The following is an 18338-nucleotide window of genomic DNA, read 5'->3' on the forward strand; positions in this document are numbered from 1 at the left end:
GAGTCTGCGATGACCGACGAGAAGAAGTTCAAGGCCCGCGTGCGTGCGCGCATGGATCGAACGCGCGAGCGATTCATGACAGCGAAGCGCAATCTGGAGGCCGAAGACGCTGCACGTGGAGCAGGAGCAGATACCCATCCCCGTGGCGAAGTACCACTCGCCTACGTCGACCGGAAGCCAGAGGCTGTAGACGTTGAGGGGCAGCAACCTTCCCTGGGAGCCGCGGCCAGCGAGAAGTTGGAAGCCGCAGGCACCGCAGGTCAGGAACCTTCAGCGGCAGCGCCTACGTTGATGTCGGAAGCGCCCATCAGTCCGGAGGCCGGGGTGAGCTGGCTGTCAGAGTCCATCCGCGCCGAGAGGGAGTCGTTGGCGCGCATCATGGACCCAGAGTCCATCCGCGCCGAGAGGGAGTCGTTGGCGCGCATCATGGACCCAGAATCCATCCACGCCGAGAAGGAGTCGTTGGCGCGCAGCCTGGAGCCGGGGGCCATTCGAGCCACGAGGGAGCTGATGGAGCGCTTCCGGGACCCAGGTGGTGTTCGAGCCATGAAGGAGCTGGTGGAGAACGTCCGCGACCCGGGCGGCGTGCGCGCCGCGAAGGAGCTGGTGGAGAACGTCCGCGACCCGGGCGGCGTGCGCGCCGCAAAGGAGCTGATGGAGAACATCCGCGACCCGGGCGGCATGCGCGCCATGCGGGAGCTGATGAGGAGCATTCGCGCCCCCCTGGGAAAGCGCCGCTATTGATCGATCTCCGGTAGGGCAAACGGGGGAGACCAGTACCGATGTCTCCCCTGTGCCTGCCCGAGATTCGGGCGCCGAGTCATGCGGGGCGTCAAGGCCACGTTCGACAGTGCATCAAGGCGAGTGCGCGCGACGCGTACGGGACCGAGGCCATCGAGCGCCTGTAGCGGCGAAGGGAGAGGTGGAGCGCCGGGGGCGGCAGCGGGGCGTACCAATTTGCTGCTGCGCGCGGCCTGGCTCGACCCGGCCTGCGAAGGCCTGCCCTCGCAGGCCGTGGACCACTGCCGGGTGGGTCGCGATTGACCACGGGAGCTCGAGGCCGAGGCCCTCGCACATCCCAGGTCCCGCGCGCGCCTCGACGCGTAGCCCACGCGCGCCGCCCTGCACCCGATGTGAAGGAGGACGCCGAGAGGAGCAGAACCATGGACGAGAGGCCCCCCTGTGCCTACCCAAAATTCGGTCGCTGCGTCATGAGTGCGTCAAAGCTGCGTCAAAACGCGCGTCATGACGTGAGCGATGCGCATGACGAGCCGCTCGGTCCTCTCTTCCATTTCATGGAGGTCGGAATTACGCCCGGCTCAGACGCCTCAACACCTCTCTGCCCGCGTGTGGACACTCCCCTGCCGTCCAGCGAACGCAGGTGGGCTGATGCAGCATGCGCGGATCTGCGAGGGTGTTGGTAGAAGGACCGAGACGCTACGCAGCGCGGCGCTCGTACCGGTGGTGGAGCCCGAAGACTTCCCGTAGCTCTATCACCTTGGCTCCGTGATCCGGGCCCTGCACCTCACGCGTCTCGGGCGCATCTTTCCCGAGCGACAGGTGCGTCCGGCTCGCATTGTAGTAGCGCTGGTACTCACGCAGCAGGCACCGAGCGTGGGCTTCGTTCAGGACGACGACATGGTCCAGCAGCTCCCTACGTATCGAGCCGATGACTCTCTCCGCATAGGGATTCTGCCACGGACACCGTGCTGCACTCGGCACCTCGCGAATCCCCAAATGGGTAAGCGTGGCGCGAACGCCCTCGGAGTAGAGCTTGTCCCTATCTCGGTGCAAGTATCTCGGAGCACTGGTCCAGGGAAAGGCCTCTCGCAACTGCTGCTTCGTCCATTCTTCCGTCGGATGCGCTGTCACATTGAGGTTGAGGATTCGCCTGTCTCGGTGACGCACAACCACAAATCCCAACAGCACTCCAAACGTCGCAGTCGGAATGACAAAGAAGTCCATCCCCGCGGATTCCGCCAGATGCAAGCGCAAGAAGTTCCGCCATGTTGGTGACGATTTCGGCGCTCCCCTTCCCGGTCTGGGCATGTACCGAGCGACCGTTGTCTGACCAACCTCCATCCCCAGCTTTAGTAACTCCCCGTGAATGCGCGGGGCACCCCATGTCGGATTGGCTTCGGCCATGCGCCGAATCAACGCGCGCACCTCTGGAGTTGCCCGAGGCCGCCCCACCTGACTCCGGGACTTCCATCGCCAGAAGAGTCGAAAGCCCATCCGATGCCACTTCACCACTGTCGCAGGCTGCACCAAGCACAGTGGCCTCCGCCAGCCCTGCCAGAGGCGTTGGAGAAACACCCAGAAGAGGCGGTCGCCCCGCGCAAGCCGCGGTGATGCGCGCTTCTCACGAAAGACTGCGAGTTGCTGGCGAAGAGCCAAGTTCTCCAGCGCCAGCTCCGAACGGCTCGGAAGGGCCAAGCGTATCGTCTCGACCAGCGCCTTCACGAAGACCCGCATCTTGCCATTCTTGCCGACTGTAGTCGGCAGGCCAGAATTCTGCCATGCCCTGTCACGCGCCGCTTGGTGCCACAAAGGCAGCCACGCGCGCTCACCCACTTCCACCTATTCTGCCCCCAGCACACATTGGGGTCCTGCACTCTTCAGAACCCATTCGAAGTACCGTGCATGAAATAACGCGTTCGCTGACGCACGCGTAGCGTTGGACCCGAATTTCCGGTAGCCCCAGCAGAGTGTCTCGCCAGCGCGCTTCAGCGTGAGCGTCTCGGACTCGCCCTGGACGATGCGCGAATGGAGGGCAGCTACGGTGCTCATGGCCCAGATCCCAGAAAGACCCTCTGCCGGTGCCACGGCAGGTAGCTGCGATGCCCGTCCGCGAGGCCGTGTACCCCAAGCGGATGCTCGAGACCGAGGATCACGCGCGCTCTCTCATCGAGCGCAGCGCTAACGATTATCGCGCCGTCGTCCTGCACCGTGATGAAGCCTCGGTCGAACGCAGCGTCGAGGTGCGGTGCGAGGAGGAAGCCATTGTAGACGTCAAGTCGCTCGGCGTCGGACTCGCAGTCGGCCCACGGCTTGATGTGGCTCGCGCGCAGGAGCGAGTGGACCGCGAGGCCGGTGACGGCGCAGCAGCCCTCCCACAGGTTCAGGAGGCCGTCGCGGAACAGGCTCTGCCCGACACGCTGGACTACGAGACGTTCGGCCTCCGTCGTCTTCGGCAGCGCGGCGACCTGCTTCTCAAACGTGTGAAGGAGCTCGTTAGGCAGAGCCTTCGAGAACTGGAACGCTCGCCGCAGGAGCCGATGCAGCGCGGGCACGTCGGGCACGGTGCGCCCACCAGCGGCGCCCTTCGGCATAGGCGCGACCATCGGAGTGCCGTACTCGCCGAGGGCGCGAGAGACGTTGTGCTGTGAGAACGCGGAGAGAAAGACGGCGTCGCCGAAAGCATCAAGCCACACACGCAGCGAGCACTGAGTGCTGGCGAACACGAGCCAGCCGCCCTCCTGCGGAAGCTGCCGGTCGAAGCCGTTGTCCATCGCAGCCTTCTCGAGGCGGGTCTGCGTCAGCGGCGAGAGGGTCATCGACCAACCCCGAGTTGACCGTTCAAGTAGGCCAGCCTCGCGCTGATGAAATCGTCGCGGCGTGGCTGCGCGAGCAAGGCGGCGACGCGCTGCTGCTGCTGCGCCGGAGTAGTCGGTGGCACGCCCTCTTCAGCCTCGATGGCGGCAGCGCGGGCCTCGCGGAGCGCGGGTTGGTTGAGGTTCAAGGTGCTTCGAGCGACGGGCGGCCCGGGCTGATCCTCGAGGGCGAGTTCGAGCGCCTGCCGGAGCTGCGGTGGCACGGCCACATCGGCACGCACGTACATGCGACCGCCGCTCGTAAAGCCCAGGACGTCCTCATACTGGAAGCTCACTGGCCACGGCAGTTTCAGCTCGACGCTCTTCTTCCGATCGTCACAGGTGTCGACGGTCCGACATGAGAGGTGGAGATTGTTCCAGTCGAATACTTGGTGAAGGAACAGGCTGAGTGGGTTCCAGTGATCGATGGGTGGCGGCGGTTGGACCTCATCGATCGCCCTCTCGCAGTAGACGCAAAGGTAGCGCTGCTCCACGAAGAGCAGGTCGCGCAGATACCGCTTGTGCATGTCGTCAAATTTCGATCGCGCATGCTTGCTGGGGTCGGCTGCGGTGGCGGCGCTAACTTGGTACGCAGCGCCCCACACGGCGAGCGAAGCCTGCTGTTGACTGGGTGGTGAGACGTTCGTGGGCGGCGGCCCCTTGGTCAATCTGCGCATTGCTCACATCCGGTCTACGCGCGCCTTGCGACGAATGAGGTCGGGGTCGAGCGTGCCCCACAGCGTGAGCAACTCGGCGAACTGCCGCTTGGCTTCCTCGGCATTGCCTGCGTCGATCACGTCATCGAGTGAGGCTAGCTTCTTGGCACCTTCCTCGTCACGAGCATCGGTGTCGAAGTACTCGCGCATGATCGAGTTGCTGTCGCGCCCCTCGACGTGGATCGTGCCGGGCCATAGCTTCCCGTTGTGGATCAGCCGTACCTGCCGGTTGAGCGCGCTGCTCAGCACCTGCGGCGAGTGCGTGGTCACGACGAACTGAAGCCGCGGGAAGATCCTGCGGAGGCCGTCGAGCACGACGCGCTGCCAACGCGGGTGCAGGTGCAGGTCGATCTCGTCGATCAGCACCACGCCCTCGACGACGCTCGGCGCGTCGCTCCCATCTTGCTCGTTGAGCATCACCGCGCGGCGGGCGAGGTCGGTGACGAGCGAAAGGTAGACGTGGAAGCCGTCTGACAGCTCCTTCCACGTCGCAACTTCGCCCGTCTCGAAGCGCATGACGGGGCTGCGCTCCTTGGGATCATACCAAGCGCGCGTCACGCCGGGCGTCGCCTTGGCGACGGTGTCCATCACAGCGGTGGCCAAGAAGCGCTCGGGCTCGTTGTTCTGGCGGCGCACGGTGTCGGCGAGGATCTCCTCGAGGAGCCAGGTCAGGAGCGCCGAGTCGTCCTGCGCCGGGTCGAGCGCGGAGGAGTAGCCCTCCCAGCGATCGGGGCGCGTCGGCGCGGGCTTGGTCGAGGCCTTGCTTCGCCCCATTCGGTCCACGCCGTAGAACGCGAAGAGCGGCCAGCGCGCGCCAGGCACGCGCACCTTCTCGATGGCCTCGAGCACGGCGGCGTGATCGGAGGTCTTGCGGTTCGAGGCGGGGTTTGCGCTATTCGACCACTTGGCGGCCTCGTCGCCAACCTTCGCGGTCCATGCGAGGGTGCAAGGGCCTGCGGCCTCGCGACGACCACGCTCGTCGAGCGTGACCTTGCGCGCGTCGCGCTGGGCATCGAGCTTCAGTAGACGCGGTGAGCCCGCCTGAAACGATGTCAGCCCTGCGGCGAGCGCGTGCAGGATGGCCGTCTTGCCGCCACCGTTCTCGGCGAAGAGCAGAGTGAGGTCGTCTTCGAGCGCCAGCTCTAGGTGTTCGAAGCAGCGGAACTGGTCGAGAGTAAGCTGCTGAAAACGAAAGGTCATTAGGCCCTCCTCGGTGGGCCGAGCGGTGAGACGTATGGCTTGCCACTGGCCGCAGAAGCAGCGAGCGCGTCGTAGCGTTCAAGCACGACGCGCTTGGTACGGAACTCGCCGTAGGCCTTCTCGTCGTTCTTCTTCACAACCGGGAAAGTGCCCATGATGTAGTCCACGTCGTCGCGTGAGAGCCCGTAGAGGTGGAAGAAGGCGGCGTCGAGTTCGGCGCGCAGCAGGAAGCGACGTTCGGGGTCCCACACGTACGGCGGGCCTCCGTCGCCGACATCGAGAGCGAATGGCTCAAGATCCCAGGCGGTATAGGTGAGCTCGATGACGCGCGGGGTGATCCAGTCACGGATCGGCATCCAATCCCATGGAGCGTTGCGCAGGAAGAAATCGGGCGAGGGAACGGGAAACTGGCGCATATAGCCATGCGTAAGGTTGGTGCCGCCCACCTTCTGTCTCGCGGCGTAGTCGACGACGAACGAGACCAGCGTCGCGTACAGAACTGCTAGTTCCAGCGGCGGCCGGGACGCGGTCATGAGATGCATGGAATGAGCGACACCGACTGCGGGAAAGAGCGACATCAGCACAGTCCTTTGATCTGTGCTCCGACAGATGTTGCGCCAGCCAAGCAACCATCCTCGAGACCAGCGCTCCGCCAAACGGTCCCGAACATCAGACGAAGGAACCCAGTAATTCGGGAGCGTCAGCCGATTGGGATCAGCGTGCGCCGCATCGTCGAATTCCGGCAGCTTACCTTGATTGGCTTGCGCTTCCGACTGCCCTTCATACGTGCCGTAGCGATGGTCGAAATGGTGCACCATCTTCGCCTCGATGAGCGGCAGTGCGCGCTGGGGGTTGAGCACGAAGCAGTTGCCGTCGAGCTTCCAACCGGCCGCCTCAAGCTCGGTGCGCGTGCGGAACAGACCCGAGTCGTTGGCCATGTGGAGCATGGCCATGAAGCGCACGCCCCACGGGTTGCCGTCGGGGTCATCCTCGCGCCACAGAACGCCGACACGGCGATACATCGCGAGGTTGATGTCGGCGTCACGGCGCGAGCGAAACGTCGGGCAGGTTCGTGTGTTCGGGTTGAGCGCCTCGAAGTCGGCCGGCGTGAGCGAGAAGTGGCGCTCGGGGTCGTCCAGGGCTGTGACCTGTCGAGCGAAGAAGACGAGGTCGGCAGCAGCCTTGGTCTGCGCACGCGTGACCGTCAGGAGCGCGAAGCGAAAGGCGTGATGGACGCCAGGGAAGACGAACTCCTCGTTCTCGAAGCTGTAGAAGGTTGCTAGCTCGCGTCCAGTGACGAGCGTGCCGAAGTACTCCTTCGTTGTGTCGTCCGTCGCGATGCCCGTCGGCACGATGAAGCCAGCGCGGCCGCAAGGCCCAAGCACGCTGCGGTTGTGCTCGGCGAAGATGGCATAGGTATTCACGTCGCCCTTGCCGCACAGCGGATAGCGCCCTGACTGCCGGATCGTGTGGCTCTCGCCCTCGGCCCTGCGGCTCGCGGTGGTCCACTCCTCCCATAGCGCCGGGTTCGTCGCGGGCAGCCGCGCGATGAGCTTCTTGCGGGCCGACGCATTGGGCGCGTTCGCGATCTCTTCGTCGCGTGGCGCGAAGAACTCCTGCTCTTGCAGCTTCACGCGCTCCCACGGCGGATTGCCGAGCACGACATCGAAGCCACCCTTGGCGAACACCTGGGGGAACTGCAGGTGCCAATGGAAGAAGCGGTACTGCTCGGCAAGCTCGCTCGTTGTCGTCGTGGTGGTCTGCGACGCCGTGCCCACGTCGCGCAGCCTGTGCCACACACCGTTCGTGGGCGCTGCCTCGGCGAAGGGGCCGGGATGCTTCGGCCAGACGAAAGCGGAGCACCAGGCATCAGCGACCAGCTTCTGATGCCGGTACGCATCCGACGAGAGGATGCCGGTCCAGTGCTGCTCCTTGCCTTTGAGGCTCGCCGCATCCGTATCGCTCTCGGCGTCGAGGTCCGCCACGGCCTGCGTGACGGCCTTAGCTTCATCGACCGCGCGCGAGCTGAGGTTGAGGGTGCTCTGCTTGGCCTCGACCTTGTTCTTCTTCCTGAGCGCGCTCGCGGTCTTCTTGTCGTCGCCCTCGATCGGGTCCCACGCGGCGTCGGGGACGCCATTCGCCATGAGCGCGGGCGTGGTTCCGATCAGCGCGTTGCCGTGCTGGATGTGCGAGTCGAGAAAGGTGAGCGGCAAGCCAGGATCGACCGCCTCCATCCACAGGCTGACCTTGCAAAGCTCTATGGCCATCGGGTTCAGATCGACGCCGAAGATGCACTTGGCCACCACCTGCCGCAGCGCGCGCTGGTACTCCTCGGCGGATGGCGTGCCGCTCGCCGAGACGCGGGCTACGTGGGTGGCGAGCCTGCGCGCAGCGACCAACAAGAAGTGCCCCGAGCCACAAGCAGGATCGACGATCGCCAGATCGAGCAACGCCTTCGCCGTCGACGTCGGATGCTTGGCGATCGTGTCGGCGATGACGGGCTCGAGCGCGCTGTCGAGCAGCACCGAGACGAGGCTTTCAGGCGTGTAGTAGCTCCCTGAGGTCTTGCGATCGTTGCCGCGGTGGTCAACCAGCGAGAACGTCCTGCCGTCTTGGGTGATGTGCGGGTCGAGTTCGAGCAGCCCCTCGTAGACGTACCCCAGCTCGTCGGCGCCCATGTCGCGCCAGTTTACGCGCGAGAGGCCACTCGACTCACGCAGCCAGCAGAGCTTGAAGACCGCGCCGAGCAGCGCGCGGTTGTCGAGGCTCGCCCCGTCGAGGTTCGGGCACTGCGTAGGCGCGAACAGACCGCCGAGCGCGGGCAGGCCGAGCGCGGCTTCGCCGTTCGAGAGCCCACGGAAGACGACCTTCAACGCCTCCCAGAAGTCGCCGTGCCGGTCCTGCGCCGCGCGTCGCGAGGAGCGGTCGCGCAGGCGCTTCATGCTGTAGCCAAGGGCGTAGCGCGCCTTGGCGTCGTTCGTCGCGTTCTTGGGGTGCAGCAGCTCGCGCTCTTCGATGGCGAGCAAGAAGATGAGCCGGTACACGAGGCGCAGCAGCTCGCCGAAGTAGGCCTTCTTCGTCAGCGAGCCGTCGTGCAGTGCCTTGCGAAGCGCCTGATTCGACGGGTGCGAGAGGAAGCCCTGGCCGAGTGCCAGGATCGCATCTTCGAAGCCACCGCGCAGGCGCTCCCGGGCTCGGGTTCCCTCCGAACGCGCTGATGAGTGCCACGCTTCGAGCGCGCAGCTCGCGGGATCTCGGTCTGCGCGCCCGAAGCGCGAGCGGTGGAGCACCAACCACGCGGCGGCGAAGTCGGGATACAGGCGCTCGGTGAAGATGCGCGCGAGGTCGATCTCGATCCAAGCGGGGCGCGTGAGGCTCGCGTTGTCGCGGACAATCCGCAGCGTGAGCCCGTCGGAAGCGAGGCCCCACAGGGCGTCCTTCGAGAAGTTCAAGAACTCCTGGATCAGGCCAAAGGCGCTGCGCTTGCGGTGCTCGTCGCCGAGGCAGCGATGCGGAGTGTCGAGCCCACTCCCTGCGGGTGCGCACACCAGAGGGACGCGCCCTGTGCCATCGATGGAGGTGAGCGGCCAGCCTCGCCCGTCGAGCTCGAGCGATTGTTGTTGCTCCGCAAGGTCGCCATAGCCCAGCGCTTCACGGAGGAGCGAGAGGGTGAAGCGACGAGACAAGGCGTCGGGCTCTGCCTTGGCTTTGCGACCGGCCTCGAAGTCGGCCCAGTGTGCCTGGGCGATGCGCCAGGACCGCCCGATCTCGTCACGCAGCTCAATGCCCTTGGGAACGCCGTAGTCGGCCGGGTCTTGGAGGGGCGCCTTGAGCTGGGCGGCGCGCGACAACCAGTCCGCCGCGAGCAGGCCGCCCTCAATGGAGATGGCGTTGAAGGCAAGCTCCGCAGCCCGAGTAGTGGAGAGACGTCGTGCCATCGGTCAGCCAACCTTCGGGAGCAGGACGAAGACGCCGATCACGTCGGGTCTGGGCAGGGCCTCGACCTGCGCGCTACGCGCGCGGGTCTCAGCCTTTTCGTCATGGTAGGCGGCGGCGCGAACGCGCAGGTGGTCGTCCAAAAGGGCGTTAGCGCGCTCCTTCGCGAAGGCCTCCAGTTCGTTCGCCCGTTCACCGAGCAGCGCGAGCGCCTTTGCGGCCTCGCGCTCGCGCACATGAGGCGGAACGTCGGCCAACGGCGGCGCATTGAGCAGAGCCATGACCTCGGATCCCCGAAGAAGCTGACCGGACTGCCCCGCCCACGCGAGTCCAGTGGCCTCTTCGACGAGCAGCGTGCTGTCTCGGCGACCTCGGCGGATGACGAGCTGGTGGCGCAGCCGCAGCAGTGCCAGCGTCGTGCGCTTGGTCACCGCGTCCGACACCCAGCAGCCGACGCGACCGAGCACCGAGGGGGAGTTGGGGTCCGCAACGCTGTTCAAGCTGCGCTCGAGGAGCGTCTCGGCGAGCACCGCGACCAGCGGATGGCTCCGCTGCACCGCACGACACGGCGGCGGCGCTGGATACCGGAAGTCGATCCGCAAGGTCCCCGTCAGGCCCTCGGCATCGAGGCGCTCGCGTACCTCTTCCGGGAGCGACGCGGTGGGTGCCTTGAAGCCGTGCCGCATATCTTCGAGCCCGGCGCCGAAGCGCGTGAGCGCGCGGTCGGTGAAGCGCTTGACGGCGTCGCGCCCACCGATCGCAGCGAGGCTTTTGTTCCATTCAGGCAGGACGTCTTCGGGCCTCAGTCGGCGCTGCGCAAAGATGGTGCGGTTCGCCTTGGCCTTCTCTTCGGCCGTCGCCCAGCCCTCCTCGAAGAGCGCGAGCTGCTTCGTCGGCATGGGCGTTTGCGCATCCTTACGCCGCAGCAGCACGCCTTTGAGCAGCGCCTGTGTGAGCGAGTGGCCCTCGTCGGGAATTGGAACAGGCACGCCGAGCTCTTTGCGGATGCGCTCGGCCTTGCGAAGGATCACCTCGAGCACGGCACCGTCGACCGGGTTATTGCTGCCGTACATCAAGGTCGCGCGCACCGTGGGGCTGGTCTGACCAAAGCGATCGACGCGGCCTTCGCGCTGTTCGTGGCGCGTGGGGTTCCACGACAAGTCGTAGTGGATAACCGCATCGAAGTGGTCTTGCAGGTTGATCCCTTCAGACAAGCAGTCGGTGGCGACGAGCACGCGGTGCCCCTCGACATCGCCGAGCTTCGCGACACGCGCTTCTCGCTCCTCTGCCGGAAGCTCGCCCGTGATCACCTCGACGGTGGCATCAGGGAGGCGCCTTTTGAGGTGTTTGCCTAGGTAGTGCGCGGTCGTGATGTAGCGACAAAAGATGACGGGGTGGTAGGCGTGATCCTTATCGTTCAGTAGCTCGACGACGTGATCGGATACGACCTTGAGCTTCGGATCGCCCGCTTGACCGGCAAGCTTCTCCGCTTGCGCCGCGAGCGCTGTGAGCGCGGGATCATCGGTCGCGGCCGGCGGCTCGACGTCATCTTCGACCAGGCTGTCGGCGTCGCCATCGAAGAGGCGGTCGAGCAGCTCCCCTCGCTCGTCAGGCGACAGCTCCTCGCCCGCACGGGTACGGAGCGCGAGCACGGCGGCCATTGGGCTCGACGCCGCGCAGCGGAGGAGCGCGAGCGTGCCCCAGAAGTTCAGGCGCTGCGCGGCCGCGTTGTTCTCGTCGCCCGCGACGATCTCGGCGCAGTAGTCGAGCACGGCGTTGAAGAACGCCTCCCACTCACCCGTGAACTTGTAGGTGAGCTCGCGGGTCTCGCGCTTGGGGAAGAGTCCCGACTCCTGCCACTCGGCGATGTCGACGCGGCGCCGCTGCACGAAGTGGCTGCCGAGGCGCTCGCGCAGCCGTTCGCGTTCCTTCTTGTTCTCGGTCGCGGCTTGCAGTCCCTCGAAGCTGCGGTCGAGGAGGCCAAGCAGGCGGTAGAAGGCCGTGTCGTCACCGCTGTGCGGAGTGGCAGTGAGCAACACCAAGTGACGGTCGGCGTCGTCCGCGAGCCCGCGGAGCAGGTTGTACCGTTGATGGTGTCCCTGCCCATTGCCAACGCAGGCGTGCGCCTCATCAACGATCACAAAGTCCGGGCAATGGTGGAGGAAGTTCGCGCGTCGCTCTTGGCTCTTGATGTAGTCAAGGCTGACGACGGTGTGTGGGTGGACCTGGAAGAGGCTGACGCCGGGAGGAATGGCGCGCTCCAGCCGCTTGGCGCTCGAAGCGGTGACCGCGACGGCTTGCAGGTTGAAGTGCCCCTCGAGCTCGGTGACCCACTGCTCGACGAGGTGGGGCGGACACAAGACGACGCTGCGCTCGATGTCGCCGCGATCTAGCATCTCGCGGAGGATGAGCGCGGCCTCGATGGTCTTGCCGACGCCCACATCGTCGGCGATGAGCAGGCGTACCGGCTCCAGCTTAAGCGCCATCAACAGCGGCACGAGCTGATAGGCGCGCGGCTCGACGGAGATCTGACCGAAGCTGCGGAAGGGGCCAGCGCCTCGGCGCATCGAGAGGAGGAGTGCGTCGCGGAGCAGGAGTGCGGCATCGTGGCCACCAAGGTGGCGCTGGTCCGGCAAGGGGAAGCGCGCCTCGCGTACACCCTGCGGCTCGAGCGGCAAGTAGATGAGAGTCTGGTCCTCCTCGGAACCCGAGATCGGTCGCACGCGCAGGGTGTCGGCGGTGCTCCCCGCGAGCACCATCCACTCGCGGCCTCGAGCCGTTACGAGGGTTCCGGGGCTGAAGGCAACGTCGGTCATGCGGTTCTCCTTAGGACACTCACTAGACGTTCGAACGCCCCCGACCAGGTTGAGCGCGCGTCAAAGCGGATGACCTCGAAACCCAGGTCATCGAGCCGCGCGACCAAGTCGGGAGAGACCTCGCCGTGGAGAGCAACGACGTAGTGGCGACGCCAAACGAGCGGGAGCTTCACCCCACCGACAACGAGAGGCTCAGCGTCTGCGGGCGGCACGCCACACGCCGCTGCTTCGGTCGCCCAATCTCCGGTGGCGCCAGGCGAAGCGAACGAAGGAGGAGGTATCGTCGGCGCACTCTGAGCACGCGCCTTTGCCAGACGAAGCAGCAGCGCACGCGCGCCCTCGTCGCGCCGGTCGATCCTCTCGTGGTCCGGCTGGTTGTAGTAGGACATCAGGCAGCGGTAGCAGGCTGCGACGCACGCGGTCTCGGGCTGGTCGACGAGCTGCTCAGCATCACTGGGCAGCACGCCCTCATCGGGAACGTCGAAGTGCATCACCTGCAGCGCCCTGCGCGCGACTGTCGCTAAGCTTTCGGGCTCTGCGACGAGGCGAGCGAGGACGCCGGCACCGCCCTCGGTTGCCTCGTAGCAGAGGAAGGCGTTGCGCACGTCGCGCGTGGGCATGGGCTCAGCGAGGATCTCGCCCACTTCGAGCTGGAAGACGGCCTCGATGCCACGGAGCAGCGCGTGCTGCAGCGTGGCGATGCTCGTCTCATTCAGCGACGTGTCGAGTGGCGTGAAGAGCAGCGCGTTCTTGTGATCTTGCACGCTGGGCACAATCCATTGCCTCGGTGATGCGGTCGGGTCTTGGTTGTCGTCTTCGTCCTCGTTTTTCGCCCAGTAGCCCGAGACCGGATCAATCTTGAAGCCGAGAACTTCCTTGTCAGCGCGGCGGCGAAGTCCCTTGTTCAAACGCGTGATGGTCGCACCAGGCCCATAGGCAAGACGAGCTACATCGCCGCTCGCATCGACGACCGTCGCGTTGCGTACATCGAGCTCGTGATCGCGCTGCGCCCACTTGAAGGTGGTCTGGAGCTCGAAGCCTTGCCGCTGACGCTCCTCGTCGTTCGCCGTGATGCGCTCTGCCGGTTGGGTCGCGACGTTCTCGATGCGGTAAACGTGGTTCACGATGTCCGCGCTGCCGAGCGACGTTCCGCAGGCGTGGCACATCGATGCCTGGTCATCGAAGTGCCCCGCACCGCAGTGGGCGCAGATTCGAACCGACTTTGTCGGCAGCTGCGCGTCGGGCGTGGAGGCGTCACGCTGGCCGAGCGACAGCAAGGCGCGGACGACGCGGTAGGCGCGCCCCTCGTGGTAGACGAGGCTGCGCGGGCCGAACTCGGAGAGCGCGAGAAAGCGCGGGCGTTGGAGATAAGTCTGCTTGCCGCGCCCGTCTGTCGTCGCGGGTACGTAGGCCATCAGCGGCAGTCGCGGGAAGTTGTAGCCGGGTAAGAACCCTTCGGTGGCGAGGTAGCGGTAGGTGTAAAAGTCGCTCGACAGGCTGCGCGTCCCGCGCTGCAGCAGGTTGAGCTGATCGATGGCCTGCGCATGCCGTACCTGCGCGGCACGCTTCTCCTGATAGGGCGCTGCGTAGTCGTCCATCGTGCGTCGCGCGGCGTCGCGCTGCTCTTCGGCCGCCGCGAAGAGGTCGCGCCAACGGCCAAAGGCTTTGCTGAAGCGATCGACGGCGGTCGCCGTGATCGACGCAGCGTAGGACTCGCGGCCCGTGTACCAAGGGGCCATCTCGGGCGTGAGATCCTCGGCGACGAGGTCGAGCACACGCTCGATGCTCTCGACAGCGCGGACACGAACGCGATCTTCACGCATCGCGGCCAAGAGGTCGTCCCGCAGGGGCCTCTGCGGCTCCGCGAGCACGAGCAACTCGGCGATGCTCGCGTCGAGCGGCGCCTCGACGCACGAGAGCCAGACGGCCTGCAGGTGGCTGTCGACGAGGTCGCGGTTGGCGAGGTCGAGGAGCGGCGCCTTCACCGCGCCATGCACCATGGCCCGCGGGTCGCGGAAGAAATACTGGTCGTGCGGGCTCTGCGACGACGCGTAGGTCAACACCAGCGCAGCCTGCCCGCTTCGGCCCGCCCGACCGCTCCGCTGCGCGTAGTTGGCGGGCGTCGGCGGCACGTTGCGCATGTGCACGACGTTAAGCGCCGAGATATCGACGCCCAGCTCCATCGTAGGTGAGCAGAAGAGCACCGGGAGAAAGCGGTTCGCCTCCCCCAGTTCGTACAAGCGCGCCTCTTCTGCGTTGAGTTCTTCTCGTTCCTTCTCTCCATAGCGGAAGCGCTTCTCGCGCACCGCGCGCCGCTCACCATCAACCTGCGCCGTGTGCTCGCGCGCCTCGAAGCCAAAGAGCGGGTGCATCCGCGCGCTGAGCATCTCCGCGAGGTTGCCGTAGAGGTCGCGAAAGAAGGCGTTCTCCGTCGAAAAGCGCGGGCCGATATTGGGCTCGCCAAGGCGGAACAGCACCGCGGCGTCGTTCAGCCGCCAACCCGGCTGATCGAAGGGCGTATTCTCCTCGGACACCAGTCCGTGAGCAGAGGCCGCGCGAAGCAGATCGCTGATCAGCGCGTCGAGTTCCTTCGACTTGAGGTTGCGCGCCGCGCCGTTGCCGTTCCACAGCCGACTCTCGCGCAGCGTCCTGCCGAGCGCGCTCCGCGAGCCGCCACGAACGATGAGGTCCATGTCGCGCAGCGAGTTCTCTTTGCGCTTCGGGGCGGCGATCATCAGCCAACGCGCGCCCCGAGGCTTCTCGTCAGCGCCGAAGCCCCACGGAGTTCGAATGCGGCTGTGCGCCCGAGCGACCATCTGCTCGAGGACGGTCGCGTCGAGCACCTGGCTCTTGATCGCCATCCACTTCCGTAGGTGGTCGAGCAGCTCGCGATAAAGGTTGGCGCGCACGTCTGCCGTCGCGCTCTTCAGCAGCGGATGGGCGTTCGCGAACTCGTCTTGGTCGGCCGCGAGCGCGTCGAGGCCCTGGTACTCGACCCGCACAAGCCCGAGCTGCTCGAGGTTCGGGTTGGTGTATCGCCAACCTCGACGCTGATCGTACCAGACGCGGTAGGCGAGGACCTGCCGAAGCGTGCTCTCTGCTTCTTGGAGGTTGAAGCCCTTGAGTACGGGCTCCTGAAGCCACTCGGCGCGGACGTCTTGCGCCGTGCGATCGAAGCCAAGGGCGCGCTGCTGAGCTGCACCGACTTCATCGCTTCGCAGACCGCTGTTTCCTGCTGCACGGAGCGCCCCCAAGAAGCCCGCGCGAATCAGGCTGACGAAGAGGAAGTCGTTGAAGTGCCCGGCTTGAAGGGCGGCGTCTTGGCGGTTGTCGGTGAAGCCGAGAAGCTTGCGCGTGAAGACCTCGAGCCCGGACTGTGCGCCGTGCATCCACCGCAGGACGCTGGCGACGAGTACCGTAGTCGCCGAGCTGCGGCCTTCGGCAGAGAGAGAAGCGAGGCGCGTGCGATCTCGGGCGGCACCTCCCTGCGTGAACCCGCAGCGCAGGCAGAAGCGGAACTTGCCGGGGATGAACCAGACACGCGTGCCCGAGCCGATGCGACCATCGGGAGCCACGTGGAGCGTCGCGGGTCGCGCGCCGCGATAGTAGGGTTTGAGCCGCGCGTTGCCGCCCGCGTCGTACTCGATCCAGGTCTCGGGGAAGTCCTCGTCGCGGTCGTTGAACGCGAAGTCCGCGTCACCAAGCGGGTGAATCGTGATGAAGCCAAACTGCTCGACGTCGTCGCCACCGCCATCGGACGAGGGTGCGTCATCGCCTGCGCTCACCGGGGCGTCGTCGATGCTGCGCGGAAGTGATGTGCGCTGACCATTGTCATCGACAAGACGAACGGGGTGGTATTCGTGCCCGCATTCGCGGCAGAAGTGGATGGGGTAGAGCCGCTTCTCCGGCTGACTCGGTAAGAACTGCTGTCCGTCGACCGTAACCGTGCGCTGGCCTGCGGCTTCGAGCGTGGCATAGGCGTGACCTGCCCCGGAGATAAACTGGTGCAGCTTGAAGGCGAAGAAGCTGCGTGCACTCGACTGGTCGTCGCGGGTGCGGTCCTTCTCCGGCACGCTTGAGACGAGGAGCAGATCTCGAAGGGCCGCCCGACACGCGGCTTCGGCTCGACCAGACGCGGCGGCCAAAGAGGTGACCGCTTCGGTGACCGTCATCGGGCGCGCGCGAACCCATCGTTGATCGACGTCTGAGAACGTGACACCGAGCCGAGTCTCGACCCAGATCGAGAGAGGGTGCTTCGCCAGCTCGGCGTTGGTGATCGCAGGTGAGATGCCTGCGTCGATGACCGCGGCAAGGCCGGGCACCACGGAGTCCCCGCTCGCCGACGGGTCGGTAATGCGCTCGAGAGTCTCGACGATCACGTTGCTCTCGGAGATCGCAGCGGCGAACAGCTTCGACGCCACGCGGGCAACGACGCGGCTCTTGTCTTCGATTGAGCCTTCGCTTGCCATCGTCGCTGACGTCCCGATGCACTGGAGTTGCTCGGGGCGCAGTCGCTCTCGCACGCGGCGCACGAGCAACGCGACATCGGCACCTTGGCGACCGCGGTAGGTGTGAAGCTCATCGAGGACGAGGAAGCGCAGCCCGACGCAGTTGTCGATGACGCGACGATCGACCTCCTCCTGCCTCGTCATCAACAGCTCAAGCATCATGAAGTTGGTCAGCAGGATGTCGGGCGGGTTATCGGCGATTCGCTTGCGCTCCTCCGCGTCTTCCTGTCCCGTGTAGCGGGCGAATGTGATCGGAGGCGCTCCCGCGACATTGCCCACGAACTTGCCCAACTCCTCAAGCTGCGAGTTCGCGAGCGCGTTCATCGGGTAGATGATGATCGCGCGCGTCCGCGCCTGGCCGCGCTTTTTCTTCTCGGTGAGCACCCGATGCACGATCGGGATGAAGAAGCAGAGCGACTTGCCCGAGCCGGTGCCTGTGGTGACGACGTAGCTCTCTCCAGCCTCGGCGAGCGCCACGGCCTGCTCTTGGTGCTTGTAGAGCGAGAGGGGCGTGCCCTTGGTTTGGAAGATCTCCGCGCACACCGGATCGAGTGCGCCTTGTGCTACGAGGCTGCGGATGTCAATCGAACGCTTGTAGCTCGGGTTGATCTGGATCAGCGGCTCGGGCCAGTAGCGCTCCTGGGCGTAGATCGCTTCGACCTGCGCCTTGATGTCGGGCGCATGGATCGTCGTGAACGAAGTAGCGAAGTGCTTGTACTCGGCGATGACGAAGTCCCGCAACGCGAAGATGTCGAGGACCGGTCCCGTGGGCACGTTGCTCATCGGTCACTGCCTTCGGCGTCCTCGGACTCGGCGCCGCCCTCCTCGACCCATGCGTCGACCTGGGAGAGCTTGAACTTCCAGAGGCGGCCGATCTTGTGGGCTGGCAGCCCGCGGGACTCGATCCAGCGGTATACGGAGTCCCGCGCGACCCCGAGGTGCTTCGCGACGTCTTCGACCGACACCCAGGGTTCGGTGGTTGTCATCAGCAATACTCCGCTCGGCATGCGTGGTTCCTGCGCACGCGAGCAGGATGCACCAGGCGGACTGCACCTACAAGAGTCGAAGAGAGTCGGATACCGCCGAGTAGCCGCCCCGTCAGACCGAGGGGGCGGGGAGCCCGGCGTGCCTACCCAAAAGTTAGATCGCTGCGTCACGAGCGGCTCAAGGCGAGTGAGCATGGTGAGCACGAGGCCGGCGAGTTCCCGTAGCGGCGAAGCGGGTCGGACTCGCCGAGGCACCGCCCACGCCATCTCGCGCGCCCAAGAGGCTGCGCGCGCGTGACGAGGGGAGCGCCAAGTTGGGCCCGACGACCGCAAACCGCTCGGAGACGACCGCAGGCCCAGTCGGCCAGCATCGCGGTACTTTCAGCCAGCGGTTCGCCCTTCGCACTGCGCGCGCCCCGAAACTTTGCGCCCCTCACCCACATCCGCATCTATAAGGAGGAAGTTGACAACGACCTTCGCCATGACATCCGGGTACACACCAAGTGAAGTTTGCGGAGATTCACTCGGACCCCGATTGAAAAGCTCGCCCAGCCCCGTCTTTGAACCGCTGGATATTACTCGT

The 18338-nt window shown here is 65.7% G+C and carries 9 protein-coding genes; 1 reads left to right on the forward strand and 8 read right to left on the reverse strand.

Annotation, left to right across the window (positions count from 1 at the left end):
* The first annotated feature begins 324 nt into the window (after positions 1–324).
* On the forward strand, positions 325–744 hold the full coding sequence (locus A176_RS40175) for a hypothetical protein (RefSeq protein ID WP_226993980.1): 420 nt from the start codon (positions 325–327) through the stop codon (positions 742–744).
* Positions 745–1437: 693 nt separating this feature from the next.
* Here the strand turns inward: A176_RS40175 and A176_RS24785 are convergent.
* The 8 genes from A176_RS24785 to A176_RS24820 all read right to left on the reverse strand — a co-directional run bounded on the left by A176_RS24785 (position 1438) and on the right by A176_RS24820 (position 17755).
* Positions 1438–1965, reverse strand: coding sequence for an integrase core domain-containing protein (locus A176_RS24785; RefSeq protein WP_044891135.1), 528 nt, complete (start codon positions 1963–1965; stop codon positions 1438–1440).
* Positions 1966–2786: 821 nt separating this feature from the next.
* A complete protein-coding gene (locus tag A176_RS24790; protein ID WP_044891136.1) occupies positions 2787–3557 on the reverse strand; it encodes an HNH endonuclease in 771 nt (256 codons plus the stop codon).
* On the reverse strand, positions 3554–4270 hold the full coding sequence (locus tag A176_RS24795; RefSeq protein ID WP_144429601.1) for an HNH endonuclease family protein: 717 nt from the start codon (positions 4268–4270) through the stop codon (positions 3554–3556). The genes A176_RS24790 and A176_RS24795 overlap by 4 nt, the downstream gene beginning before the upstream one ends.
* Positions 4271–4273: 3 nt before the next feature.
* Positions 4274–5509: an AAA family ATPase gene (locus A176_RS24800; RefSeq protein WP_002634543.1), complete on the reverse strand. Its 1236-nt coding sequence runs from the start codon at positions 5507–5509 to the stop codon at positions 4274–4276.
* The gene (locus A176_RS24805) at positions 5509–9447 is read right to left on the reverse strand and encodes an Eco57I restriction-modification methylase domain-containing protein (RefSeq protein ID WP_002634542.1); all 3939 of its coding nucleotides are present in this window, start codon (positions 9445–9447) and stop codon (positions 5509–5511) included. The genes A176_RS24800 and A176_RS24805 overlap by 1 nt, the downstream gene beginning before the upstream one ends.
* Before the next feature lie 3 nt (positions 9448–9450).
* A complete protein-coding gene (locus A176_RS24810; protein WP_002634541.1) occupies positions 9451–12261 on the reverse strand; it encodes a helicase-related protein in 2811 nt (936 codons plus the stop codon).
* Positions 12258–17552 (reverse strand): DEAD/DEAH box helicase, encoded by a 5295-nt coding sequence (locus tag A176_RS24815; RefSeq protein ID WP_002634540.1) that lies wholly within the window; start codon positions 17550–17552, stop codon positions 12258–12260. Before A176_RS24815 ends, A176_RS24810 begins: the two co-directional genes overlap by 4 nt.
* Positions 17549–17755 carry a helix-turn-helix domain-containing protein gene (locus tag A176_RS24820; RefSeq protein ID WP_002634539.1) on the reverse strand — a complete coding sequence of 69 codons (207 nt, stop codon included), beginning with the start codon at positions 17753–17755 and terminating at the stop codon, positions 17549–17551. Before A176_RS24820 ends, A176_RS24815 begins: the two co-directional genes overlap by 4 nt.
* Between the last annotated feature and the right edge of the window lie 583 nt (positions 17756–18338).

Source organism: Myxococcus hansupus (genome assembly GCF_000280925.3).
Classification (GTDB): domain Bacteria; phylum Myxococcota; class Myxococcia; order Myxococcales; family Myxococcaceae; genus Myxococcus; species Myxococcus hansupus.